Source organism: Microbacterium sp. STN6 (assembly GCF_026410545.1).
Taxonomy (GTDB): domain Bacteria; phylum Actinomycetota; class Actinomycetes; order Actinomycetales; family Microbacteriaceae; genus Root112D2.
Genome location: NZ_JAPMIT010000002.1, coordinates 343,894 through 368,451, shown reverse-complemented (window position 1 = coordinate 368,451; position 24,558 = coordinate 343,894). Strand labels below are relative to the sequence as shown.

The window sequence follows — 24,558 nt, the reverse complement described above, 5'->3', positions numbered from 1 at the left end:
ACCGCAGTCGTCAGTCGAGCAGGTCGCGGTTGATCCTGGCGGCGGCGACCGCTCCGGCCCCGGCAGCGACCACGAGTTGCTGCGGCCCGGCCGCCGTGGGGTCCCCGGCGGCGTAGACGCCGGGGGCGCTCGTGGCGCCGGTGTCATCGACGACGACGAGGCCCGCGGCATCCGTTTCAAGTTCCAGAGACGCCGCATAGTCGAGTGCCGGCGAATAGAACGGGCGGATGAAGCCCCCCGCCCGTGCCACAACCTCACCGTCGGCCAACCGCACCCCGGTCATGCCCGCCCGCTCGCCCACGAGGTCGTCGATCGGTCGCCGCTCGACGCGGATTCCCCGCGCCGCGAGCCGCGCCTCAGCATCCGCCGTCACCGTGCCGACCCCGTTCGTGAACACGATGATGTCGGCCGACCATTGCGCCAGCAGCAGCGCGCGCTCGGCCAGGTCGCCGCTCTCGCCGATGAGCGCGAGCGGCATGTCGCGCTTCTCGTAGCCGTCGCATTCCATGCAGCTGTGCACGCTCGTGCCGTAGAAGCCGCGCAGGCTGGGCAGCGCCGGCAGCGTCTCCTTCAGCCCGCTCGTGATGAGCACGACGCGGGCGAACACGTGCAGGTCCGGTTCCCCGCGAACACCGGATGCGTCGACAGCAAAGCCGTCTCCGTCACGCACCACCGCCGTAACGAGGCCGAAGTGGGTCGCTCCGCACGGGTACGACTCCACCTCGTGCCGGCCGAGCGCGCGCAGCTCGAGCGGCGAGATTCCGTCGCGCGTGAGGAAGCCGTGCGCGTGCAGCGTGGCCGCGTTGCGCGGGCGGTTGCTGTCGATCACGAGCGTGTGGCGCCGGGCGCGTGCGAGGTTCACGGCGGCCGAGAGGCCGGCCGGACCGCCGCCGACCACGACCACGTCGTACCGCTCGCGTGAGGCCGCCATCAGCCGAGGCTTGCCTGCAGCCGCTCGATTCGGGTGAGCGTCTCGGTGCGGCCGAGGATCTGCATCGACTCGAACAGCGGCGGCGAGACGCGCCGGCCCGAGACGGCGACGCGCAGCGGCCCGAACGCGAGGCGCGGCTTGATGCCGAGGCCGTCGACGAGCGCCGTGCGCAGCCGCTCCTCGAGCGTCTCGTGGCGCCACTCGTCGTCGCCGAGCCCGTCGAGCGCGGCGAGCGACGCCGAGAGCACCTCGACCGCGTTCTCCTTCAGCGTCGCGCGCGCGTCTTCCTCGATGACCAGCCCCGCGGCATCCGTGAACAGAAAACCGAGCATGCCCGGGGTCTCGCCCAGCAGCTGCACGCGCTCCTTCACGAGCGGCGCGGCCTGGTCGAGAGTGTCGCGCTGGCCGACCGTGAGGGGCTCGGTGAGGATGCCTGCGGCTACCAGGTAGGCGACGCTGCGGTTCGCGAAGTCCTCGTCTGAGAGCATGCGGATATGGTCGCCGTTGATGGACTCGGCCTTCTTCAGGTCGAAGCGGGCCGGGTTGGGGTTGACGTCTTCGACGTCGAAGGCGGCCACCATCTCGTCGAGGCTGAACACGTCGCGATCGGCCGAGAAGCCCCAGCCGAGCAGGGCGAGGTAGTTGACGAGCCCCTCGGGAATGAAGCCGCGGTCGCGATGGTGGAAGAGGTTTGACTCGGGGTCGCGCTTCGAGAGCTTCTTGGTGCCCTCGCCGAGCACGGTGGGCAGGTGCCCGAACTGCGGCACGAACGAGGTGAGGCCGATGTCGATGAGCGCGTGGTACAGCGCGATCTGGCGCGGGGTGGACGGCAGCAGATCCTCGCCGCGCAGCACGTGCGTGACGCCCATGAGCGCGTCATCCACCGGGTTCACGAACGTGTAGAGCGGCTTGCCGTTGGGGCGCACCACCACGAAGTCGCTGAACGAGCCGGCCGGGAACGTGATGTCGCCGCGCACGAGGTCGTGGAAGCCGAGCTCGGTGTCGGGAACCCGCAGGCGCAACGCGGGCAGGCGGCCCTCGTCGCGCATCCGCTGCCTCTCGGCCTCGGTGAGTTCGCGCTCGAAGTTGTCGTAGCCCATCTTCGCGTCGCGGCCCTGCGCCACGTTGCGCGCCTCGATCTCCTCGGCGGTGGCGAAGCTCTCGTAGATATGGCCCGATTCCTTCAAGCGCTCGATGACGGCCTGGTACACGTCGTGGCGCTCGGACTGGCGGTAGGGGCCGTGCGGGCCGCCCACGTTGACGCCCTCGTCCCAGTCGATGTTGAGCCAGGCGAGCGCCTCGATGATCTGCGCGTAGCTCTCTTCACTGTCGCGCGCCGCGTCGGTGTCTTCGATGCGGAAGATCAGCTTGCCGCCGGTGTGCCGCGCGTACGCCCAGTTGAACAGGGCCGTGCGCACGAGCCCGACGTGCGGCGTGCCGGTGGGCGACGGGCAGAAGCGAACGCGAACGTCGCTGCCGGTGGCGGTGGTGAAGGGGTGGGCGCTCGACTCAGACATATGCTCTTATCCTACTGAGCACGCTGATCGCACCGGGCGCGCTCGTGAGCTACGCGCGCCGGCGCACCGGGTTGCTCAGGATGCCGATGCCGGAGACCTCCACCTCGACGGTGTCGCCGTCGACGATCGGCCCCACGCCCGCCGGCGTGCCGGTGAGAATGACGTCGCCCGGCAGCAGGGTCCACACGCTCGACGCGTACTCGATGATCGAGGGGATGTCGTGAACGAGGTCGGCGAGCCGGCCGTGCTGGCGCACCTCGCCGCCCACGCGGGTCTCGATGGTGGTCGTCGCGAGGTCGAGCTCGGTCTCAACGAGCGGGCCGAGCGGGCAGAACGTGTCGAACCCCTTCGCCCTCGCCCACTGACCGTCGCTCTTCTGCAGGTCGCGCGCCGTCACGTCGTTCGCGATCGTGTACCCGAAGATCACCTGGTCGGCGTCTTCGGCCCGCACGTTCTTCGCGATCGAGCCGATGACCACCGCGAGCTCGCCCTCATGCTCGACCTGCTGCGACTGCGGCGGCAGCACAATCGCGTCGCCCGGGCCGATCACCGACGTGTTCGGCTTCAGGAACAGCAGCGGCTCCCCCGGCGCTTCGCCGCCCATCTCGGCGGCGTGGTCGCGGTAGTTCTTGCCGACAGCCACCACCTTCGAGCGCGGAATGACGGGTGCGTGCAGCGCGGCATCCGCTACCGGCACCCTCTCGCCCGTCGTATCGAGCCCCGCGTACATGGGGTCGCCCGAGAGCACGATGAACTCGTTCTCTTCTTCGTCGAGAATGCCGAACGAGAGTGCGCCGGCCCGGCTGAAACGCGCGATCTTCATGCGTGAAAGCCTAGCGACTCGTCAGGAGTCGAGCCTTCTCAGCCACCCGTGCCGGTCTTCGCGGCGCCCGTACTGAATGTCGGTCAGCTCCTCGCGCAGCGACATGCTCAGCTCGCCCGTGTTCACCGGCGACGCGATCGTGAAGTCGGCCGCCTTCAGCTCGGCGATGGGCGTGACGACCGCCGCGGTGCCGCAGGCGAACACCTCGGTGATATCGCCGGATGCCGCCCCCTCACGCCACTCGTCGATCGACACCCGTCGCTCCTCGACAGCGTGCCCCCGGTCGCGCGCGAGCTGAAGAATGGAGTCACGGGTGATTCCCTCAAGAATCGTCTCGGACTCGGGGGTGACGAGCGTGCCGTCCTTGTAGACGAGCACGATGTTCATGCCGCCGAGCTCCTCGAGGTATCTGCCCTCGACCGAGTCGAGGAACAGCACCTGAGCGCAGCCGTGCTCGGCCGCCTCGGCCTGAGGAAGCAGGCTCGCGGCGTAGTTGCCGCCCGTCTTCGCCGCACCCATGCCGCCCTTGCCCGCACGCGAGTACTCGGTGGAGAGCCAGATGGAGACCGGCTTCACACCGCCGGAGAAGTAGGCACCCGCCGGGCTCGCGATCACGTAGAACGCGATCTTCTCGGCAGGCCGCACGCCGAGGAACGCCTCTTTGGCGAACATGAACGGCCGCAGGTACAGGCTCGTCTCCGGCGCCGAGGGCACCCAGTCGCCGTCGACCGCGATGAGCTGCTTGAGCGACTCGATGAAGTACTCGACCGGCAGCTCGGGCAGCGCGAGGCGGCGCGCCGAGCGCTGCATGCGCCGCGCATTCATCTCGGGGCGGAAGGTCCAGATGGAGCCATCCTCGTGCCGATACGCCTTCAGTCCCTCGAACACCTCCTGCGCATAGTGCAGCACGGCGGCGCTCGGCTCGAGCGCGATCGGCCCGTACGGCTCGACGCGAGGGCGGTGCCAGCCGCCCTGCGCCGACCAGCACAGGTCGACCATGTGATCGGTGAAGAACTTGCCGAAGCCGGGGTTGGCGAGAATCTCTTCCCGCTCTGCCGCACCCCGCGAGGCAAGGTTGCGGTTCACGGTGAATTCGAGGGCGGGCTCCGTAGCGGTCATGGTCATGGGATCTTCCTGTCGCTTCTCAATGAGTTGTCTGGGCCGGCACAGCCGACAGCCGGTCGACGATCGCGTCGCCGACCTCGCCTGTCGTGCGGGTGCCGGTGCGGCCTGCCAGGTCGGCGGTCACCGCTGCGTTGACGCGGTGCGCCGCATCCGTCAGCCCGAGGTGGGCCAACAGAAGGGCGACCGAGAGTATCGCAGCCGTGGGATCGGCCTTCTGCATGCCTGCGATGTCCGGGGCGGAGCCGTGAACCGGCTCGAACATGCTGGGGAAGGTGCCGTCCGGGTTGATATTGCCCGAGGCCGCCAAGCCGATGCCGCCGCTGATCGCGGCCGCCAGATCGGTGAGAATGTCGCCGAAGAGGTTATCCGTGACGATGACGTCAAATCTAGCAGGATCGGTGACGAGAAAAATCGTCGCCGCGTCGACGTGCAGGTAGTCGACGGCGACAGACGGATGCTCGGCAGCGACCCGGTCGACCGTGCGCTTCCACAGCCCGCCCGCGTGCGTGAGCACGTTGGTCTTGTGCACGAGCGTGAGCTTCCCCCGCCGCTGCTCGGCCTGCTCGAACGCGAACCGCACGACGCGCTCCACGCCGAACGCGGTGTTGACCGAGACCTCGTTGGCCACCTCGTGCGGCGTACCGACGCGGATGGCACCTCCGTTGCCCACATACGGCCCCTCGGTGCCCTCACGAACCACCACGAAGTCGACCGCACCGGGGTCTGCAAGCGGGCTGGGTACGCCCGGGAGCAGGCGCGTGGGCCGCAGGTTCACGTAGTGGTCGAGGCTGAAGCGCAGCTTCAGCAGCAGCCCGCGCTCGATGTTGGCGTCTTTCAGGCGCTCGTCGCCGGGCTTTCCGCCGACCGCCCCGAGCAGGATCGCGTCGTGGCTCGCGATGGATTCGAGGTCGGCATCCGTCAGAACATCGCCCGTCTCCAGGAAGCGCGACGCACCCAGGCGGAACTCGGTGCGCTCGAAATGGACGTCTTCTGCCGCCGTCGCGGCCTCGAGGACCTTCACCGCCTCGGCGACGACTTCGGGGCCGATTCCATCACCCGGAATGACGGCGAGCCGGACAGTGCGCGACATGGTGCTCCTTGCGACGAGTCGAACGGGTGACAAGCCAAGATTACTCGTCATGCGCTCGCCTCTCGCCGGTTCTCGGCGGCATCGGCGTCACGCGGGTAGCCTGTGCGCAGATGACCCCAAACGAAAGCAGGGAGCCATGAGTATCGGTTTCGGAGTGTTCCTGATCGTCGTCGGTGCGATCCTCACGTTCGCGCTGAACGTGACGACCACGTGGATCGACCTTCACCTCGTGGGGTGGATTTTGATGGCGGCAGGCTTGATCGTCGTCATCATCGGGATCGCGTTGATGGTGCGCAAGCGCCAGACCATCGTGACGAACCGCAACGTCGACTCGGCCGGGCGCGAGCGCATCGCCGAGACCGACCGTCGCGACGACCCGCCGATCGTGTAGACGCGTACGCCAGGCGCCCGTACGCCACGCGCTGAACGGGCGCGCGGCGTACGGCGCTGCACGCTACTCAGTGATGTCGATCTCGCGAAGCAGGTCGGCGTCGATGGTGCTGCGCATCTTCTCGATCACCTCGTCGGGAACCGGCGAGTCGACCGTGAGCACGCTCAGCGCCTTGCCGCCCGCGTTCGTGCGCGCGATCTGCATGCCGGCGATGTTGATGTCGGCCTCGCCGAACTCGCGGCCGAACACCGCGACGATGCCGGGGCGGTCGTCGTAGACCATGACGATCAGGTGCTCGGCGATCGGCACCTCGACGTCGTAGCCGTTGATGCCGACGATCTTCTCGATCTGCTTCGTGCCGGTCAGCGTGCCCGATACGCTCAGCTGCGTGCCGTCGCTCAGGGCGCCCCGCAGAGTGATGAGGTTGCGGTACTCCTCGCTGACCGAGTCGGTGATGAGGCGCACCTCGATGCCGCGCTGCTCGGCGAGCAGCGGCGCGTTCACATACGAGACCGACTCGCTCACGATGTTCGTGAAGATGCCCTTCAGCGCCGCGAGCTTGAGCACGCTCACGTCGTAGTCGACGAGTTCGCCGCGCACCTCGATGTCGACGCTCGTGAGCGGGCTCGAGGTGAGGCCGGAGAAGACCTGGCCGAGCTTCTCGACGAGCGGGATGCCGGGCCGCACGTACGGGTCGATGACGCCGCCCGCCACGTTCACGGCGTCGGGCACGAGTTCGCCCGAGAGCGCCAGCCGCACCGACTTCGCAACCGAGACGCCCGCCTTCTCCTGCGCCTCGGCGGTCGACGCACCGAGGTGCGGCGTGACGACCACGTTCGGCAGCGCCGTGAGGGCGGATTCCTTCGGCGGCTCCGAGACGAACACGTCGAGACCGGCGCCCGCAATGGTGCCCGCGGTGAGCGCCCGGTGCAGCGCATCCTCATCGATGAGGCCGCCACGCGCGACGTTCACGATGAACCCGGTCTTCTTCATGAGCGCGAACTGGTCGTCGCTGATCATGCCGATGGTCTCGGGCGTCTTCGGCATGTGGATCGTGATGAAGTCCGAGGTGCGAAGCAGCTCGTCGAGGCTCACAAGCTGCACGCCAAGCTGCTGCGCCCTGGCGCTCGTGACGTAGGGGTCGTAGGCGATCACGTTCATGCCGAAAGCCTGCATGCGCGCCGTGATGAGCGCGCCGATGCGGCCGAGGCCGATGATCCCGAGCGTCTTCTCGTACAGCTCGGTGCCGGTGTACTTCGATCGCTTCCACTCCCCCGCCGAGAGCGACGCGTGGCCGGCCGGAATGTGCCGGGCCAGGCTCAGGATGTGGCCGACCGTCAGCTCGGCCGCCGAGATGATGTTCGAGGTGGGGGCGTTCACGACCATGACGCCGGCCGCCGTCGCCGCCTTGATGTCGACGTTGTCGAGCCCGACGCCGGCGCGGGCGATGACGCGCAGGTTGCTCGCCGCGGCGATGGCCTCGGCGTCGACCTGCGTCGCGGAGCGCACCAGAATGGCCTCGGCGTCGGCGATCGCGGAGAGCAGCGCGGGCCGATCCGTGCCGTCGACCTCTCTGATCTCGAAATCGGGGCCCAGAGCCTCGACGGTGGCGGGCGAGAGTTGCTCAGCGATCAGCACGACCGGTTTCGACACGTAACGGTTCCTTCGCGGTGGGGTGCGACACGGGCGTCGCGTTTCGGATGGGGTACGTGCGCCACAGCATTGGGGACGCGTCTGTGACGCAGTTTACTTGCTCGTGTGAGCGGGCCCGACCAGATGACGCCGGACGTTTCGTCTCGCCGGTGCGGCCGACTACCGAACGAGCGGATGCTGCGCAGCGCCCCGTCAGTGCTCGGCGGCGAGCTCGGGCGGGCGTGGCGCTGCGCCGGCATCCGCTCGTGGGGTCGGTGGCGCCGTGGTCAGGGCGCGCCACGCGCTCTCGACGAGGATCTCGACGGTTGCCGCATCAAGCGCACCCTCGACGAGCCAGCGGTAGGCAAGCGGGCCGAGGACCAGGTCGCGCATGACGGTCGGGTCGGTGCCGGCGGGCAGCTCGCCGCGCGCGACGGCACGGGCGCACAGTTCGTCGAAAGTGCTGAAGCGCGGGCTGAAGTACTGGTTTCTGATGGGCTCGTCGCCAGCGTGCGCGTGTGCCTGTGCGCGCGCCTGATCCCGGGTCGCGGCGGGTGCGGTGCCGGCCATGAGCTGAATGAAGGCGCCGATGAGACCGGTATCGACGAGGCTCATCTGCAGCCGGGAGACCATCATGATGAGGTCGTCGAGCCCGTTGCCGGTGTCGGCCACCGGCTCGCGGGGCGCGACCGCGTGCAGGGCGGCGGCGATCATGTGCGACTTCGACGGCCATCGACGGTAGATGGTGGGCCTGCTCACGCCGGCTCGCACCGCAACGGCGTCGAAGGTGACGCCGCCGTAGCCGGCCTCGCCGGCGAGCTCGATGACCGCCGCCAGTATCGCGTCGTCGGTCGCCTGCCGCCGTGGTCGCCCTCGTACCATGTCTCGCTCCGCTCGGGTCGAAGGGTACCGAGGCTAGCGAAGGTGAGCCGGAGCCGCCCGTGTGTTACGCGCGTATGACGGAATATGACGCTTCCTCAGGTGCCCGACGGCGGCGGATGCGCGCCACACACAAACGGATCGGGGCGAATCGCGGGTTCCGTTTCGGAACACCCGCGATTCGCCCCGATCCGGTGTGGTGGCGGTGGCGACGCGCCGAGGTCAGCGCGCGGCGCTGCCGTCCACGTAGTCGTCGTCGTTCGACGCGCTCCACGCGAACAGCTTGCGCAGCTCGCGGCCGGTGGCCTCGATGGGGTGCTGCTCGCCCTTGGCGCGCAGCGCGAGGAACTCGGGCGCCCCGGCATCCTGGTCGGCGATGAAGCGAGCGGCGAAGGTGCCGTCCTGAATGTCCTTCAGCACGGCCTGCATGTTCTCCTTCACGTGCGGGTCGATGACGCGCGGGCCGGAGACGTAGTCGCCGTACTCTGCAGTGTCGGAGATGCTCCAGCGCTGCTTGGCGATGCCGCCCTCCCACATGAGGTCGACGATGAGCTTCATCTCGTGCAGAACCTCGAAGTACGCGACCTGCGGCTGATAGCCCGCCTCGGTCAGCGTCTCGAAGCCGTACTGGATGAGCTGCGAGACTCCGCCGCACAGCACCGCCTGCTCGCCGAAGAGGTCGGTCTCGGTCTCCTCGGTGAAGGTGGTCTTGATGCCGCCGGCGCGCAGGCCGCCGATCGCCTTCGCGTAGCTGAGCACGAGGGGCCAGGCGTTGCCGGTGGCGTCCTCCTCGACGGCGACGATCACGGGAACGCCGCGGCCCGCCTCGTACTCGCGGCGCACGGTGTGGCCGGGGCCCTTCGGGGCGACCATGATCACGTCGACGCCCTCGGGCGCCTCGATGTAGCCGAAGCGAATGTTGAAGCCGTGCCCGAAGACGAGCGCGTTGCCCTCGGAGAGGTTGTCGCGGATGTCGTCGGCGTAGAGCCCGCGCTGCACCTGGTCGGGTGCGAGGATGACGATGACGTCGGCCCACGCAGTCGCCTCGGCGGAGCTGAGAACGCGGAAGCCCGCCTCCTCGGCCTTCGAGCGCGACTTCGAGCCCTCCTTCAGGCCGATGACGACCTCGACGCCCGAGTCGCGCAGGTTCTGCGCGTGTGCGTGGCCCTGCGAGCCGTAACCGATGACGGCGACCTTCTTGTCCTGGATGATCGACAGGTCAGCGTCCTTGTCGTAGTAGATCTCAGCCACGATTGTTTTTCTCCTTGTTATGTGTGGTTACGGTTGCCAGGTCTCGATACGCCGCTTCGCGGCAAACTCGACCGGCGGGAGTCAATTCTTGAAGACGCGCTCGGTGATCGACTTCGGGCCGCGCCCGATCGCGAGCAGGCCAGACTGCGCCATTTCGCGGATGCCGTACGGCTCGAGCACCTTCAGCAGCGCGTGCGTCTTGCCGCTGTCGCCCGTCACCTCGATGACGACCGCATCGGTGGCGACGTCGACGACGCGCGCGCGGAACAGGTTGACGGCCTCGAGCACCTGCGACCGGGTCGCAGCATCCACGCGCACCTTGATGAGAAGATGCTCGCGCTGCACCGACTGCGCGGCGTCGAGCTCGACGACCTTGATCACGTTGACGAGCTTGTTGAGCTGCTTGGTGACCTGCTCGAGCGGCTGGTCCTCGACGTCGACGACCACGGTGATGCGGGAGAGGCCGACGACCTCACTCGAGCCCACGGCGAGCGACTCGATGTTGAAGCCCCGGCGGGCGAACAGGCCGGCGACCCGGGTCAGCAGACCGGGCTTGTCTTCGACGAGGAGCGAAAGAACGTGGCTCATGGTCTACTCCTCCTCCCAGGCGGGCGCGTGTTCCCTGGCGTACTGAACGGACGAGTTGCCGACGCCCTGCGGCACCATCGGCCACACCATGGCGTCACGGCTCACGACGAAGTCGATGACAACCGGGCGGTCGTTCGTCTCGAGGGCGAGCCGGATGGCGTCGTCGACCTCTTCCTTCTTCGTCACACGGATGCCGAGCGCACCGTAGGCGTCGGCCATCTTCACGAAGTCGGGGATCATGCGGGTGCCGTGCCCCGTGTTCAGATCGGTGTTGGAGTGCCTGCCGTTGTAGAACAGCGTCTGCCACTGCCGCACCATGCCGAGCGACGAGTTGTTGATGATCGCGACCTTGATCGGAATGTCGTTGATGGTGCAGGTCGCCAGTTCCTGATTGGTCATCTGGAAGCATCCGTCACCGTCGATCGCCCATACGGGCCGGTCGGGGTTGGCGACCTTCGCGCCCATCGCCGCGGGAACGCCGTAGCCCATGGTTCCGGCGCCGCCCGAGTTCAGGAAGGTGTTCGGCCGGTCGTAGGTGATGAACTGCGCGGCCCACATCTGGTGCTGGCCGACGCCCGCCGCGAAGATGCCCTCGGGCCCGGTGATTTCGCCGATGCGCTTGATCACGTACTGCGGTGCGAGCAGCCCGTCCTCGGGCTCGCTGAAGCCGAGCGGATACTGCTGCCGCAGAGACTCGAGCCTGGCCCACCACGCCGCGATATCCGGCTTGGTGCCCGCCGCCGTATCGACGTAGGCGGAGGTCAGGTCGACGATGACGTCCTTGGCATCGCCGACGATCGGCACATCGGCCACGCGGATCTTGGAGATCTCTGCGGGATCGATGTCGACGTGAACCACCTTGGCGTTCGGCGCGAACTCGCTCACCTTGCCGGTGACACGATCGTCGAACCGCGCGCCGAGCGCGATGAGCAGGTCGCTCTCCTGCAGCGCGAGCACGGCCGGAACCGAGCCGTGCATGCCGGGCATGCCGAGGTGCTGCGGATGCGAATCGGGGAAGGCGCCGCGTGCCATGAGCGTCGTCACGACGGGCGCACCCGTCGTCTCGGCGAGCGTGAGCAGTTCGGCCGAGGCACCGGAGCGAATCACGCCTCCGCCCACGTACAGCACCGGCCGCTTCGCCTCGACGAGCAGCTGCGCGGCCGCGTTGATCTGCTTGCCGTGCGCCTTCATGACGGGGCGGTACCCCGGCAGGTCGATCTTGGGCGGCCAGATGAACGGCGCACTGTTCTGCTGCGCATCCTTCGTAATGTCCACCAGCACCGGGCCGGGACGACCAGTGGAGGCGAGGTGGTACGCCGCCGCGATCGTGGCGGGCACGTCGGCCGGGTCGGTGATGAGGAACGAGTGCTTGGTGATCGGCATGCTGATGCCGACGATGTCGACCTCCTGGAACGCATCCGTTCCCATGACGCTCGAGAACACCTGGCCCGTGATGGCGAGCAGCGGCACCGAGTCGAGGTGCGCGTCGGCGATGGCCGTCACGAGGTTCGTGGCGCCGGGGCCGGAGGTGGCAATGGCCACACCGACCCTGCCGGTCGACGAGGCGTAGCCCTCAGCCGCGTGCCCGGCACCCTGTTCGTGCCGAACGAGGATGTGGCGGATGGCGGTCGACGACATGAGTTCGTCGTAGAAGGGCATGATGGCGCCGCCGGGAAGTCCGAAGACGTCGGTGACACCGAGGTGCTCGAGAGAGCGCAGGATCGCACCGGAACCGGTGAGGATCTCAGGTTCGCTCGACTTTGATGGATGGGCGGCGGGCAGAGGCGGAGTTTCCGCAGGCATCGAAGAGATCACATCCCTTAAGGGGTCGTACGTGAATGGTGGGGCGAGAGCTACCCGGTGATCGCGCCTTCCGCAGCGGAATGCACGAGCTTCGAGTACTTCGCAAGAACGCCACGGGTATAGCGCGGAGGAAGCGGTGCCCAGCCTTCACGGCGGGCTGCCAGCTCGGACTCGTCGACCAGTAGGTCGAGGGAACGAGCAGCGATATCGACCCGTATCAGATCACCATCGCGCACGAATGCAATCGGACCAGCGTCCACTGCTTCGGGTGCTATGTGGCCGATGCACAGGCCGGTTGTGCCGCCTGAGAATCGACCGTCTGTCAATAGTAGTACATCCTTGCCGAGCCCAGCGCCCTTGATGGCGGCGGTGATCGCCAGCATCTCGCGCATGCCCGGCCCACCCTTCGGCCCTTCGTAGCGGATCACGATGACGTCGCCCGCCTTGATGGAGCCCTCGGTCAGGGCATCCATGGCGCCGCGCTCGCGCTCGAAGACGCGGGCGGGGCCCTCGAAGACCTCGAGGTCGAAGCCGGCGGTCTTCACGACCGCACCGTCGGGGGCGAAGCTGCCCTTGAGGATCGTGAGGCCACCCGTGGGGTGGATCGGGTTGTCGAGCGTGTGCAGAACCTCGCCGTCGAGCGGCGCGGGGTTCAGCTCGGCGAGGTTCTCCGCCACGGTCTTGCCGGTCACGGTGAGCGCGTCGCCGTGAAGCAGCCCGGCATCCAGCAGCGCCTTCATGAGTACCGGGATGCCGCCGTGCCGGTCGACGTCGTTCATCACGTACTTGCCGAACGGCTTGAAGTCGCCGATGTGCGGCACGCGGTCGCCGATGCGGTTGAAGTCGTCGAGCGTGAGGTCGACCTCGGCCTCGCGCGCGATGGCGAGCAGGTGCAGCACCACGTTGGTGGAGCCGCCGAGGGCCATCGCGACCGTGATGGCGTTCTCGAACGCGTCTTTGGTCAGGATGTCGCGGGCCGTGATGCCGAGCCGCAGCATGTTGACGACAGCCTCACCACTGCGGTGCGCGTAGTAGTCGCGGCGGCGGTCGGCGGCGGGCGGGGCCGCGGATCCTGGCATCGACAGGCCGAGCGCCTCGGCGACCGAGGCCATGGTGTTTGCGGTGTACATGCCGCCGCAGGCGCCCTCGCCCGGGGCGATCGCGCACTCGATGCGCTTGAGGTCCTCCGGGCTCATGGTGCCGGCGCGGCAGGCGCCCACGCCCTCGAACGAGTCGATGATCGTGACCTCCTTCTCGGTGCCGTCCGAGAGCTTCACCCAGCCGGGCGCGATTGAGCCCGCGTAGAGGAACACCGACGAGAGGTTGAGGCGCGCGGCGGCCATGAGCATGCCGGGGATCGACTTGTCGCAGCCGGCGAGCAGCACCGAGCCGTCCAGGCGCTCGGCCATCATGACGGTCTCGACCGAGTCGCAGATGACCTCGCGCGAGACGAGGGAGAAGTGCATGCCCTCGTGGCCCATGGAGATGCCGTCTGAGACCGAGATGGTGCCGAACTGCAGCGGATAGCCGCCACCCGAGTGCACGCCCTCCTTCGCCGCCTGCGCCAGCCGGTCGAGCGAGAGGTTGCACGGCGTGATCTCGTTCCACGAGCTCGCAATGCCGATCTGGGGCTTGTCCCAGTCTTCATCACCCATGCCGACGGCGCGAAGCATTCCACGGCTCGTGGTTGCTTCGATTCCATCGGTGACGGTACGGCTGCGCGGTTTGATGTCGATCTCGGGCATGGAACGAGTCTAGAACCAAAGCGAAACGGCTCCGCGCACGTGTCATTCCCGCGTGAGACGAGACGAGGTGGCGCTCAGAGCGCGGCGCGGCGGAGGGCCGCGAGCTGCGCGAGAGCGGCGGCGAGCGCATCCGTGTCGGCCACACGGTAGGCGGCGAGCGTCTCGCCCTCGCCTACCTTGATGCCGACGTCGTCGCCGCCCAGCGCGCGAAAGCCGTCCTCGTCGGTCACGTCGTCGCCCGCGAAGAGAACAGCGGATGCCTCGGTGTGCGCCCGAAGGCGTCTCACGCCGTCGCCCTTGGTCTGGCCGCGCACCGCGAACTCGACGACGCTCTTGCCACCGCGCACGGTGAACCCGCCGCCGGCATCCTGCGCGGCCCGGCGGGCGGCGGCCTCGGCCGCCGCCGCCGCATCCGCCTGCATGCCTCGCGTGTGGAACGCGATGCCCGCGGGCTTGCGTTCGATGTGCGCGCCCTCGTTCGCCGCGACCACGGCCTCGAGTACGCCGTCGAGGTCTGAGAGCCGCTCGCGTTCGCTCTGCTCCAGAGCCAGCTCGGCGTGCTCGCCGTCGAGGCGCGTCTCGACGCCGTGCGAGCCGATCAGCAGGTCGGCGGGGCCCGCCTCGGCGAGGCGGGCGAGGCTCGCGATGGGCCTGCCGGAGATGTAGGCGATGATCGTGCGCGGCAGGGCGGCGAGCTCGACGATGGCCGCCCTGGCTTCCGGGGTTGCCCGCGCGTGCTGCGGGTCGTCGACGAACGGCGCCAGCGTTCCATCGAAGTCGAGCGCGACGAGCAGAGTCTCGGTGGCCGCGAGTTTCTCGAGCGCGGCGTGCAGCGCGGCATCCGCTTCGTCGTTGTGTTCGCCGCCGGCCTCGTCGCTCATGCCGGCCTCCCCGCTCACTCGCCCTCCCCCGCCGTTCGCCCGGCTTGGTGCCCGCCGGCCGCGTGGCCGCCCTCGTCGCCCTCGTGCCCGGATTCGCGCTCCCGGGTCTCGTGCCCCGGCTGGCGCTGCGGCGCGTGGGCCCCGTGCGCGGTCTTCACCAGCGCGTCGAGGAACGCCCGCGACCACTTGCCGACGTCATTCGTCAGCACCCGCTTGCGCAGTGCCCGCATGCGCCGGCCGCGCTCTGCCTTCGGCATCTCCATGGCGCGCACGATGGTGTCTTTCAGGCCCTCGATGTCGTGCGGGTTGATGAGCAGCGCCTGCCGGAGCTCGTCTGAGGCTCCGGCGAATTCGCTGAGCACGAGCACGCCGCCGTTGTCGATGCGCGTGGCGACGTATTCCTTGGCGACCAGATTCATGCCGTCGCGCAGTGCGGTCACGAGCATGATGTCGGCGGCCAGGTAGAGCGCCACCATCTCTTCGCGCGGGTAACCGTGGTGCAGGTAGTTGATGGCGGTGTGGCTGATCGTGCTGTAGTCGCCATTGATGCGGCCGACCGTGAGCTCGATCTCGTCACGCAGCAGCCGGTAGGTCTCCACGCGCTCGCGGCTCGGGCTGGCGACCTGCACGAGCACGACGTCGTCTGGCGAGACGCGCCCCTCGGCCAGCAGCTCGCCATACGCCTTGAGCCGGTGCCCGATACCCTTCGTATAGTCGAGCCGGTCGACGCCGAGCATGATGGTCTGCGGGTCGCCGAGGTCGTGCCGAATCTGCCTCGCGCGCTCCTGGATCTCGGGCCGGCTCGCCATCTCCTGGAACATCTGCGTGTCGATGGAGATCGGGAACTGCCGGGCGAGAACCGTGCGCACCAGCTGCCCGTGCCGGTTCGTCGTCACGTGGCGGTGCGAGCCGGCATCCGGGTCGTCGCGATCGATCGGCACCTCGATGATCGAGCCGCGCGTGTCATAGCCCTTGAGCCGGCGGGCGGCCCGCGCGAAGTTGCCTGCGTCGGCCAGCCGCTGGAACCCGATCACGTCGGCCCCGAGCAGCCCCTCCACGATCTGCCGGCGCCACGGCAGCTGCGAGTAGATGCCATATGGCGGGAACGGAATGTGATTGAAGAACCCGATGATGAGGTCGGGTCGCGCCTCGCGCAACATCTGCGGCACGAGCTGCAGCTGGTAGTCGTGCACCCACACGACGGCACCATGAGCGGATGCCGCAGCCGCCGCCTGCGCGAACCGCTTGTTGACGGCGACATACGTATCCCACCACTCCCGGTGGTAGCTGGGCGGCGCGATCACGTCGTGGTACAGCGGCCACAGGGTGTCGTTTGCGAAGCCCTCGTAGTACTCCTGCAAATCCTTCTCGGTGAGCATCACGGGGATCAGGTCGATGCCGCCGATCTCGAACGGCTCAAGCTCCTCGTCGGCGATGCCGGGCCAGCCGATCCACACGCCGTCTTCGGCGCGCATCATCGGCTCGAGTGCGGCGACCAGGCCGCCGGGCGAGGTGCGCCAGTCGGCGTTGCCCTGCTCGTCGGTCACCCGGTCGACGGGCAGACGATTCGAGACGATCACGAGGTCGAAGGTCTCGCGCTTGCCGCTCGCGGCGCTGTTCTTCTGGCTGGCGCTGTGCTTCTGGCTGGGGGTACTGGTGCCGTTGTTCACTGAAATGTCGCATCCGATCCCGGGGGCCTTGCGGCCCGCCGCACGTCGTCAGGCTACCAGTCGAGGGCGCTCTCGGCCGGGGCTCTCAGGATGCGGTGAGCAGCAGGGCGGCCGTGCCGGCGACGACCGTGAGCGGCGCGGCAATTGCGCCGAGCAGCATGTAGCGGCGCCACGAGATGCCCACCCCGAGTGCCACCAGCCGCTGGTGCCACAGCAGGGTGGCGAGCGACGCCCACGGCGTGATCAGCGCGCCCGCATTCACGCCGATGAGCAGGGCGACCAGCCGCAGGGGTGAGCCGGCGGTGGGCTCGAGAGCGAGATACGCCGGCAGGTTGTCGACGAGATTGGCCCCGAGTGCGCCTGCCGCAGACACACGCAGCAGGTCGAGCGGTGCGTCTCCCGTGCCCACCACGGCGGCGAGCGCCTGGCCCAGACCGAGCGCATGCGCCGCATCCGTCACGAGAAACAGGCCGCATGCCAGAAGCAGAAGGGGCCAGGGCACGAGACGGAATCGCACCGCCTGGGGCCGGCGAAGCGCGAAGGCGACGGCAAGGATGGCCGCAGCCGCGACCGCCGGAATCCAGACGGGCAGCCCCGACACGAGCGCCGGCAGCAGCGCCCCCACCACGATGGCGGCCACGACGAAGAGGGAACGATCGGCGGCCGGCTCGGGCGGCCCTGGCTCGTAGTGCGCGCCGAGGGATCGCCGGCAGACGAACGCGATCAGGGCGACGGGCACCAGAATGCACGCGAGCGCGCTCGCCCACGTGAGCGCCGCGAACGCCACCGCGTGCGGCATGCCCATGGCGCGCAGGGCCAGCAGGTTCGTGAGGTTCGAGACGGGCAGAAGCAGCGACGCCGTGTTCGCCAGCCACACGGTCGTCAGCGCGAACGGCAGCGGGTCGAGCCGCGCGTGCCGGGCGAGCAGCACCACCACGGGCGTCAGCAGCACCGCCGTCGTGTCGAGCGAGAGGAACACCGTGCTCAGAACCGCGAGCGCGACCACGAGCAGCCACAGCAGCCACGCTCGGCCGCGCCCCAGCACGGCGGCCCGGGCGGCGAGCGCATCGAAGAGTCCCGCCGCCGCCGCGAGTTCGGTCACGACCGTGATGGCCGCCACGAAGAGCAGCACGGGCCAGACCCGCTGCCACAGCAGAAGGGCGGATGCCGGGGGCACGACCCCGATCGCGAGCGCGACGGCGCCGGCGGCCAGCAACGCGCATCCGACCACTACGGTTCGCATTGACCTTCTCTCAGGGGCTGTCTCTCGGAGTTGTCTCACGGCGAGAGCGCGCGCGGCTCGCTCACTGTACTGCCGAGACGGCGTCGACGCCCAGTCGCGCCACGAGCAGCCGCTGGCGAATGCCGCTCGACCGCGTAGCGTGGGGGCGACGGAGGGAATGGCATGCGCAAGTACCTGTTCAACGGAGCGATCATCGGAGCGGCGACGGGAGCGATCTCTCTCGTGCGCACGACCGCCAAGGGGCCGCGCGATTGGAAGCTCGCGCTCATGTGGGTGAGCTGGGGCCTGAGTCTCGCGATCGCGATCGGCACGACGGCGCAGGATTCGAAGAAGCTCGAAGCAGAGGGCAAGTAGCGGCACGCCGGGCGGCGTGTCTCCGCGTCGAATCGGGGCTTGACACGCCAGACTGTAGGCAGTAGTCCGACCGCTCGAGAGGAATCCCGCGATGTTTGGTCGCAGGCGCCACGCCGCTGCCCCGCCCGCAGCCCCTGCGCCGCAGCTGAGTGAAGAGGTGATCTTCGAGCTCGTGCATGCGCGCCTTGCGGCGTTCGCCGGCGCGCACGGCGAGTGGACTCTTACGCGCCGCACCGAGGCCGACACCGACTCGATCTTTCACGACGTGACGGTGCACGCGCTTTCGGGCGAGATCGTGCGCGACATCGCGGCGGCGAAGGCGAGGCTCGAGGGCGCCGAGGCGGCGCCGGCACGTGCTCCCGCGGTCGAGGCGGCGCTCGCGCCAGCACCCGCCGCTGCGCCTGCGCAGCACGTCGCGGCCGACGACGCGCCTGCCGAGGCCGAGGCCGGATCAGACGCCGACGCTCTCGAGCCCGTGGCCTTCAGCTGGGAGCCCGCGCCCATCACCGTGTGGGCCGATCTCCGTAAGCCCGTGACGGGCGAGATTCCGCAGGTGCAGCCGCCGCTGGTGGCGTAGGTCTCGATAGGCGGGTCTCGATACGCGCTTCGCGCTACTCGACCGGCAGGGGCGTTCAGCCGAGCGAGGGCCAGGTCGACGGGCCAGCCGACCCCGCCTTGTAGCCGTCGAGCGGCACCTCGCCCTTCTTCCACGCCTCGATGACGGGCGTGAGAATTCGCCAGCAGTCCTCCGCGGCGTCACCGCGCACAGAGAGCGTGGGATCGCCGTCGAAGATTCCTTCAAGTACCTCGCCGTATGCCCGCAGCGACCCGGCCCCGAAATCCGCCTCGAGCGTCGACGAGTCGATGGTGTACGGGTCGCCCGGCCCGCTCACGTTCAGCTCGAGCGCCATGCTGTCGGGGCCTAGCCGCAGGCGCAGCTTGGTCGGCTGCTCCACGCCCTTCAGCCCGTTCGGCACGTGCTGCGCCTTGCGGAACGTCACGCACACTTCGTGCCGCCGCTCCCCCAGCGCCTTGCCAGACCGCAGTGTGAACGGCACGCCGGACCAGCGCCAGTTCTCGATTCCGAAGGCGACCTGCGCAAGGGTCTCCGTGTTGCGCGAGGGGTCGACCCCCTTCTCGTCAACGTACGACGGCAGCTTCCTGCCGTCGATCTCGCCCGCCTCGTAGCGCCCGCGATGGCTGGAGTTCTTCGGGTCGTCGTTCCAGACGCGCGTGGCCCGCAGCACCGCACCCTTCGCGTCTCGGATGTCGCGCGCATCCAGCGTCGCCGGCGGCTCCATCGCGAACACGCTCATCACCTGCAGCAGGTGGCTCTGCAGCATGTCGACGAGGGCCCCCGCCTTGTCGTAGTAGCGGGCACGACCCTCGAGAGCGAGCGACTCGTCATAGACGATGTCGACGCTCTCGATGTGGTCGCTGCTCCACAGCGGCTCGAAGATGCGGTTGGCAAAGCGCAATCCCAGCATGTTGAGAACCGTGGAGTTGCCGAGGAAGTGGTCGACCCGGTGAATCTGGTCTTCGGGTACAAGCCGCAGAATCTGTCGGTTGAGCGAGACGGCGCTGTCGCGGTCGGTGCCGAACGGCTTCTCGAGCGCGAGGATGGTGCCCGCCGGCAGCTGCAGGTCTTCGAGCGCCTCGCATGCCCGTGCGGTGATCGCGGGCGGCAATGCGAAGTAGATCGCGGGCACGCCGTCGCACGCGTCGAGGAGCTTCTTCAGATCCTCCGACTTCGTAACGTCAGCGGGGATGTATTTCGTGCCCTTCAGGATGGCGTCGACAGCGTCGCCGCTCGAATCCGACGCCTTGAACGACGTCGAGACAGTGTCGCGCCAGCGATCCTCATCCCAATCCTCCACACCGGATCCCACGAGGTTCAGTCGCCTGTCCGGCTGGCTCGTCAGCAGCTGGCCGAGGGCCGGCATGAGTAGTCGAGATGACAGGTCACCGGAGGCGCCGAGAATGAGGAGGGTGTTCGCGGGTTGGGTCATGCCTCCCACAGTAACCCCGCGCATCCGGCCCCTTTCAAGCCCCACAGGAACATCGGCGGGTCGCGGCGACCGGCGCAGCGCGGCAGTATGGAGGGCATGTCATTGCCCATCGAGGACTACGCACTCATCAGCGATTGCTACACGGGAGCTCTGGTGGGCCGCGACGGCAGCATCGACTGGTTGTGCCTGCCGAGATACGACTCGGCGTCGATGTTCGGCGCGATCCTCGGCACCGAGGAGCAGGGCCGCTGGCTGCTCGCACCGACGCATGCGCGGGCCGAATCCACGCGCCGGTACGACGGGGACAGCATGATCCTCATCACCAATTGGGTAACGCCGGACGGCGAGGTCGAGGTGGTCGATCTCATGCCGCAGGGGGACCACCGTGCTGATGTCATTCGCCGGGTGCGGGGCATTCGCGGGCGGGTTGAGATGCACGAGGAACTGCGCATCCGCTTCGGGTATGCGGATGCGCTGCCCTGGGTGCGCAAGGAGAAGGGCGATGCGCCTCGCGGCCTGCTCGCGGTCTCTGGCCCGGATGCGATCATCGTGCGCGGCCCCGAGCTGAAGGCCGACGGCCGCAAGCACGTCGCCGACTTCACGGTAGAGGAGGGCGAGACGGTCGACATTCGCCTCACCTGGTTCGCCTCGCACAAGGAGCCGCCTCCCCCACTGTCGGTCGATGACGCGATCACGACGACGAGGCAGTGGTGGTCGGATTGGGCTGCGCGCACGCATCAATCCGGCGACTACAGCGAGCAGGTCATCCGCTCGCTTGTGCTGTTGCGCGCCCTCACCCACAACGAGACCGGCGGCATCGTTGCGGCGGCCACGACGTCGCTGCCGGAGAGCTTCGGGGGACCACGCAACTGGGACTACCGCTACGTCTGGCTGCGCGACGCGTCGCTGACGATCTCGGTTCTGCTCAGCCACGGATACCACGACGTCGTCAACCACTGGCGGCAATGGATGCTGCGGGCCGTCGCCGGCGACCCGCATGACGTGCAGATCATGTACGGTCTCTCGGGCGAGCGCGACCTGCTCGAGCGAGAGCTGACGAGCCTCCCCGGCTACCAGGGCTCGAGCCCGGTGCGGGTGGGCAATGCGGCCGCCAAGCAGTTCCAGGCCGATGTGATCGGCGAGACCATGGTGGCGCTGCACGAGGCGCGGCGCGCGGGCATCAAGGAGACCGAGTTCTCGTGGTCGCTACAGCGCGCGCTCGTGGGATTTCTCGAGACCGAGTGGGAGAAGCCCGACCAGGGCATCTGGGAGATCCGAGGGGAACCGAGGCACTTCACGCATTCGCGCGTCATGGTGTGGGCAGCGTTCGACCGCGCCGCGCGAGCGGTTCGCGAATACGGCCTGAAGGGCCCCGTGGAGAAGTGGGAGGAGCTGCGCGAGAAGGCCAGGCAGAGCGTCGAGGAGAAGGGCTTCAGCACCAAGCGCAACTCGTACACGCAGTACTTCGGCACCACCCAGGTGGATGCGTCACTTCTGCAACTGCCCCAGGTCGGCTACTGCGCACCGGACGATCCGCGCATGCTCGGCACGGTCGCCGCCATCGAAGAAGACCTCATTCGAGACGGCCTGCCGCTGCGCTACCTGACCGAGAAGAACATCGACGGGCTGCCGCCCGGCGAGCATCCGTTCCTGGCCTGTGCGTTCTGGCTCGTGGAGCAGTACGCGGGCAGCGGCAGGGTCGCAGACGCGCGCGCCCTCATGGACCGCCTCATGTCGTTCGCCAACGATGTGGGCATGTTCAGCGAGGAATACGACGTGGAGGGCAAGCGGCAGGTGGGCAACACGCCTCAGGCGCTCTCGCACCTGGCCATGGTTCGCGCGGCCGACGCGATCAACAGCGGCAATCACAACCGGCCGCGCTGAGTTCGCGCCGATCGCGCTGATTTCGCCGATCGCGCGGCGACTCGGCTATTCGTTCGTGCCGCGCGTACTCGTGTTGACGGTGTTTGTGTCGTCTCTGCTGCGCGCCGTGTAGTGGATGGACTGCATCACGATGCGCTCGTCGCGCACCACGAATGAATCCGCGCCGTCGCGCACCACCTCGTCGTCTGACTCGGCCGTCCACTCGAGGAAGCCGAAGTCGTCTTCGATCAGCGTGTGGTTGTAGTGGAAGACCGACCCGCCGAGTTCGCGAAGCAGCTCGGCCGCCGACGCGCGTACGCCGTCGTGCCCCCGGTAGACGCCGAAGCTCGTGAGAAGAAGCACGTTCTCGTCGAAGTTCTCCTCGATATCGCTCTCGGTGTCGCCAGCGAGCCGCTTGCTGAGGTGCGATTGCAGTATCTCGGTCGTCGTTCTGCCCATGCCCGCACGCTACGCCGCCGCAACGACAGGCGCAGGCCCCTCGGTGCGCCGCTCGATCAGAACCTCAATGCAGGATGCTCGCCCACACCCAGTACGCGACGGCCGCCACGGCGACCACCACCCCGAGCCAGTTCACTCCGGTGCGCAGGCGCCGGCCGCCGGGGGCGACCCTTCCGGCGGGGTCTGCGGCAGCATCCGTTATGACGCGGTCGTCTCGGTAGCGGCCGGATTGCCTCAGCGTCTTGCGGCCCACCGTGTCGACGATGCGGAACAGCGTCTCGAGAACGCGCCTGTCGCACATGTCGAAGGGGGATGCGGAGTACACGAACATCCAGTCGTCGATGATCTCGACGTCGCATGTGCCGGCGTTGTCGATGAGCAGCGCCATGAGGTCGGGGGTGAAGACGTAGAGGGCGTCCTGCTCGTATTCGCGCGGGCAGTACAGGGTGAAGTAGCGGTTGAAGTCGCCCTCGAGCTTCAGCACCTGGTCGCGGGCGAAATGGCTCGGCAGATTGGTGGCCCCGAATAGTCCGTTGTTGGCGCGGGCATCGAGCACCATCTGCGGCAGCCGGCGTTCGAGGCGGATGGCGAGGTAGCCCCAGCGGTGCGTGGTGCGGTTCTTGCCCGAGCCGGTGGTGTATCGGTAGTCGCCGAGCTCGATGAACGGGGCATCGGTGCTGCGGATGCGGTCGTAGACGGTTCGGTCGCTACCGACGCCGAAGATGGCGCCCGAGAAGGCGGGGCGGTCGGTGCCGCCGATGGCCTGCAACCCGTTGGCGAGGGCGAAGGCGTGCAGGCGGTATCGCCGGCGCCAGCTTCTGCGAGAGGCCGCGATGGCCGCCCACACGACGAGCGCGAGCAGCACGAGAACGACGATGGGCCAGAGGAGCAGGCCGGGGCCGGCGCTCGTCGCGCCCACGGCGACGAACGCGCTGACGAACGAGCCGCCGACCGCGAGGAACACCAGCGCGACGAAGGCGAAGACAACGTAGGTGAGGACCGTTGAAGCGGAGATGCCCTGTGACCTCGCCTGCCGGCGGAACGCGGCGAGGCGCGCCTGATCGACCGCTGCCGTGAGCGGCGCGTAGTCAAGCGTCGAATAATCCCTCATCGAGAGAACACTACGGGTGAAGGCCGACAGAGCGGTTGCGACCCGCAAGCAGGCCGGCGATCGTCTGCGTGAGTACGAGCGCGGCCATGACACCGAGCGGCAGGGCCCAGGTGCCGGTCACGTCGTGCAGAACGCCGAGCAGCACCGGACCCAGGGCGGCGATGAGGTAGCCGACGCTCTGCGCCATGCCCGAGAGCTCACCCGCCTGCACGTGGTTCTCGCTGCGCAGGCCGAAGAGCGAGAGGGCGAGCACGATGGTGGAGCCGCAGCCGACGCCCGCGAGCATGATCCACAGCACGGCGAGCGGTGGGAAGAGCAGCTGGCCGACGATTCCGACGAGCGTGAAGCCGCTCGTGACGGCGGCGAGCAGCCGCTGGTCGCGCGCACGGTTGAGCACGGCAGCGCAGCCGAGATTGCCCGCGATGCCGAGAATCTGGAACAGGAAGAGGTGCCAGCCGGCATCCGCTGCCGACACGCCCTGGGATCGCACGATCGACGGCCACCAGGTGATGAGGGCGTAGTAGCCGCTGGACTGGAGGCCCATGAACAGCGTGACCTGCCACGCGATGGAGGCCCGCCACGGAGAGCGGTGGGGGTGCAGACGGGTCGCGGGGGCGGCATCCGCTGGTGTGGTCTTGCGGCGCAGCTGCGGAAGGAAGATCGCGAAGGTGATGATCGCGAGGCCGGCCCACACCCCGATAGCGAGCCGCCAGCCGTCGTGGCCGACCGAGGCGATGGGTACCGCGAAGCCGGATGCCGCGGCCGCCGCCGCGCTCTGAACCGACGAGTACGCGCCCGTCACCGCCCCCACCCTGCTCGGGTAATCGCGCTTGATGAGCGAGGGCAGGATGACGTTCATGAGGGCGATCGCCACGCCGAGGCCCGCCGTGCCGACCCAGATGAGGCCCGTGAGAGGCAGTGAGCGGGCGACGATCGAGGCGGCGAGCAGAAGAAGGGCGGCGCCGAGGGTGCGTTCCATGCCGAAGCGCGTGGCGAGCACGGGGGCGACGGGCGAGATGACGGCGAAGGCGATGAGGGGCAGGCCGACGAGGATGGATGCGGTAGCGCCGCTGAAGCCGAGGTCCCCGCGAATGTCGCTCAGCACAGGGCCGACCGACGTGATGGCCGTTCGCAGGTTGGCGCCGATGAGCAGGATGCCCACGAACAGAAGGCCGTAGCGGGCAGTTCTCATG

General features: G+C 68.4%; 22 protein-coding genes. 4 read left to right on the top strand and 18 right to left on the bottom strand.

Going from position 1 to position 24,558, the window contains the following annotated elements:
- Positions 1-10: 10 nt before the first annotated feature.
- Genes OSC27_RS07125 through OSC27_RS07105 form a run of 5 tightly spaced genes read right to left on the bottom strand, consistent with a single transcriptional unit; the run spans position 11 to position 5,486 of the window.
- The gene (locus tag OSC27_RS07125; protein WP_267180751.1) at positions 11-931 is read right to left on the bottom strand and encodes an NAD(P)/FAD-dependent oxidoreductase; all 921 of its coding nucleotides are present in this window, start codon (positions 929-931) and stop codon (positions 11-13) included.
- Positions 931-2,448, bottom strand: a complete 1,518-nt coding sequence (gene gltX, locus OSC27_RS07120; protein ID WP_267180750.1) for a glutamate--tRNA ligase — start codon at positions 2,446-2,448, stop codon at positions 931-933. The genes OSC27_RS07125 and gltX overlap by 1 nt, the downstream gene beginning before the upstream one ends.
- A gap of 49 nt (positions 2,449-2,497) precedes the next feature.
- The gene (locus OSC27_RS07115; RefSeq protein ID WP_267180749.1) at positions 2,498-3,271 is read right to left on the bottom strand and encodes a fumarylacetoacetate hydrolase family protein; all 774 of its coding nucleotides are present in this window, start codon (positions 3,269-3,271) and stop codon (positions 2,498-2,500) included.
- Between the two features lie 21 nt (positions 3,272-3,292).
- Entirely contained in the window at positions 3,293-4,396 is a 1,104-nt protein-coding gene (locus OSC27_RS07110; RefSeq protein ID WP_267180748.1) for a branched-chain amino acid aminotransferase, read from the bottom strand.
- 19 nt (positions 4,397-4,415) lie between these two features.
- Positions 4,416-5,486 (bottom strand): 3-isopropylmalate dehydrogenase, encoded by a 1,071-nt coding sequence (locus tag OSC27_RS07105; protein WP_267180747.1) that lies wholly within the window; start codon positions 5,484-5,486, stop codon positions 4,416-4,418.
- A gap of 136 nt (positions 5,487-5,622) precedes the next feature.
- Here OSC27_RS07105 and OSC27_RS07100 point away from each other — a divergent pair, with 136 nt between their 5' ends.
- Positions 5,623-5,877 carry a DUF6458 family protein gene (locus OSC27_RS07100; protein ID WP_267180746.1) on the top strand — a complete coding sequence of 85 codons (255 nt, stop codon included), beginning with the start codon at positions 5,623-5,625 and terminating at the stop codon, positions 5,875-5,877.
- 63 nt (positions 5,878-5,940) lie between these two features.
- On the opposite strand, the gene serA is transcribed toward OSC27_RS07100, so the two are convergent.
- The 9 genes from serA to OSC27_RS07055 form a co-directional block, all read right to left on the bottom strand.
- A complete protein-coding gene (gene serA, locus OSC27_RS07095) occupies positions 5,941-7,530 on the bottom strand; it encodes a phosphoglycerate dehydrogenase (protein ID WP_267180745.1) in 1,590 nt (529 codons plus the stop codon).
- A gap of 192 nt (positions 7,531-7,722) precedes the next feature.
- Positions 7,723-8,391 carry a TetR/AcrR family transcriptional regulator gene (locus OSC27_RS07090; protein ID WP_267180744.1) on the bottom strand — a complete coding sequence of 223 codons (669 nt, stop codon included), beginning with the start codon at positions 8,389-8,391 and terminating at the stop codon, positions 7,723-7,725.
- Between the two features lie 219 nt (positions 8,392-8,610).
- Positions 8,611-9,639: a ketol-acid reductoisomerase gene (gene ilvC / locus OSC27_RS07085; RefSeq protein WP_267180743.1), complete on the bottom strand. Its 1,029-nt coding sequence runs from the start codon at positions 9,637-9,639 to the stop codon at positions 8,611-8,613.
- Between the two features lie 81 nt (positions 9,640-9,720).
- Entirely contained in the window at positions 9,721-10,227 is a 507-nt protein-coding gene (gene ilvN / locus OSC27_RS07080; protein WP_267180742.1) for an acetolactate synthase small subunit, read from the bottom strand.
- 3 nt (positions 10,228-10,230) lie between these two features.
- Entirely contained in the window at positions 10,231-12,030 is a 1,800-nt protein-coding gene (locus OSC27_RS07075; protein ID WP_267180741.1) for an acetolactate synthase large subunit, read from the bottom strand.
- A gap of 50 nt (positions 12,031-12,080) precedes the next feature.
- A complete protein-coding gene (ilvD, locus tag OSC27_RS07070; protein ID WP_267180740.1) occupies positions 12,081-13,775 on the bottom strand; it encodes a dihydroxy-acid dehydratase in 1,695 nt (564 codons plus the stop codon).
- A 74-nt stretch (positions 13,776-13,849) separates the two neighbouring features.
- Positions 13,850-14,656 (bottom strand): trehalose-phosphatase, encoded by an 807-nt coding sequence (gene otsB / locus OSC27_RS07065; protein ID WP_267180739.1) that lies wholly within the window; start codon positions 14,654-14,656, stop codon positions 13,850-13,852.
- Between the two features lie 14 nt (positions 14,657-14,670).
- Positions 14,671-16,326 carry an alpha,alpha-trehalose-phosphate synthase (UDP-forming) gene (otsA, locus tag OSC27_RS07060; protein ID WP_416348829.1) on the bottom strand — a complete coding sequence of 552 codons (1,656 nt, stop codon included), beginning with the start codon at positions 16,324-16,326 and terminating at the stop codon, positions 14,671-14,673.
- Positions 16,327-16,411: 85 nt separating this feature from the next.
- Positions 16,412-17,569 (bottom strand): SLC13 family permease, encoded by a 1,158-nt coding sequence (locus tag OSC27_RS07055; RefSeq protein ID WP_267180738.1) that lies wholly within the window; start codon positions 17,567-17,569, stop codon positions 16,412-16,414.
- A gap of 162 nt (positions 17,570-17,731) precedes the next feature.
- On the opposite strand from OSC27_RS07055, the gene OSC27_RS07050 reads away from it, so the two are divergent.
- Entirely contained in the window at positions 17,732-17,923 is a 192-nt protein-coding gene (locus OSC27_RS07050; RefSeq protein WP_267180737.1) for a hypothetical protein, read from the top strand.
- A gap of 91 nt (positions 17,924-18,014) precedes the next feature.
- Positions 18,015-18,500, top strand: a complete 486-nt coding sequence (locus OSC27_RS07045) for a hypothetical protein (protein ID WP_267180736.1) — start codon at positions 18,015-18,017, stop codon at positions 18,498-18,500.
- 55 nt (positions 18,501-18,555) lie between these two features.
- Here OSC27_RS07045 and OSC27_RS07040 read toward each other — a convergent pair whose 3' ends face one another.
- Positions 18,556-19,932, bottom strand: a complete 1,377-nt coding sequence (locus OSC27_RS07040; protein ID WP_267180735.1) for a glucose-6-phosphate dehydrogenase — start codon at positions 19,930-19,932, stop codon at positions 18,556-18,558.
- Between the two features lie 96 nt (positions 19,933-20,028).
- Here OSC27_RS07040 and OSC27_RS07035 point away from each other — a divergent pair, with 96 nt between their 5' ends.
- On the top strand, positions 20,029-21,816 hold the full coding sequence (locus OSC27_RS07035; RefSeq protein WP_267180734.1) for a glycoside hydrolase family 15 protein: 1,788 nt from the start codon (positions 20,029-20,031) through the stop codon (positions 21,814-21,816).
- Positions 21,817-21,861: 45 nt separating this feature from the next.
- Here OSC27_RS07035 and OSC27_RS07030 read toward each other — a convergent pair whose 3' ends face one another.
- The 3 genes from OSC27_RS07030 to OSC27_RS07020 all read right to left on the bottom strand — a co-directional run bounded on the left by OSC27_RS07030 (position 21,862) and on the right by OSC27_RS07020 (position 24,557).
- Entirely contained in the window at positions 21,862-22,254 is a 393-nt protein-coding gene (locus OSC27_RS07030) for a nuclear transport factor 2 family protein (protein WP_267180733.1), read from the bottom strand.
- 64 nt (positions 22,255-22,318) lie between these two features.
- Positions 22,319-23,365 (bottom strand): hypothetical protein, encoded by a 1,047-nt coding sequence (locus OSC27_RS07025; RefSeq protein WP_267180732.1) that lies wholly within the window; start codon positions 23,363-23,365, stop codon positions 22,319-22,321.
- Between the two features lie 10 nt (positions 23,366-23,375).
- Positions 23,376-24,557 (bottom strand): CynX/NimT family MFS transporter, encoded by a 1,182-nt coding sequence (locus OSC27_RS07020; protein WP_267180731.1) that lies wholly within the window; start codon positions 24,555-24,557, stop codon positions 23,376-23,378.
- Between the last annotated feature and the right edge of the window lies 1 nt (position 24,558).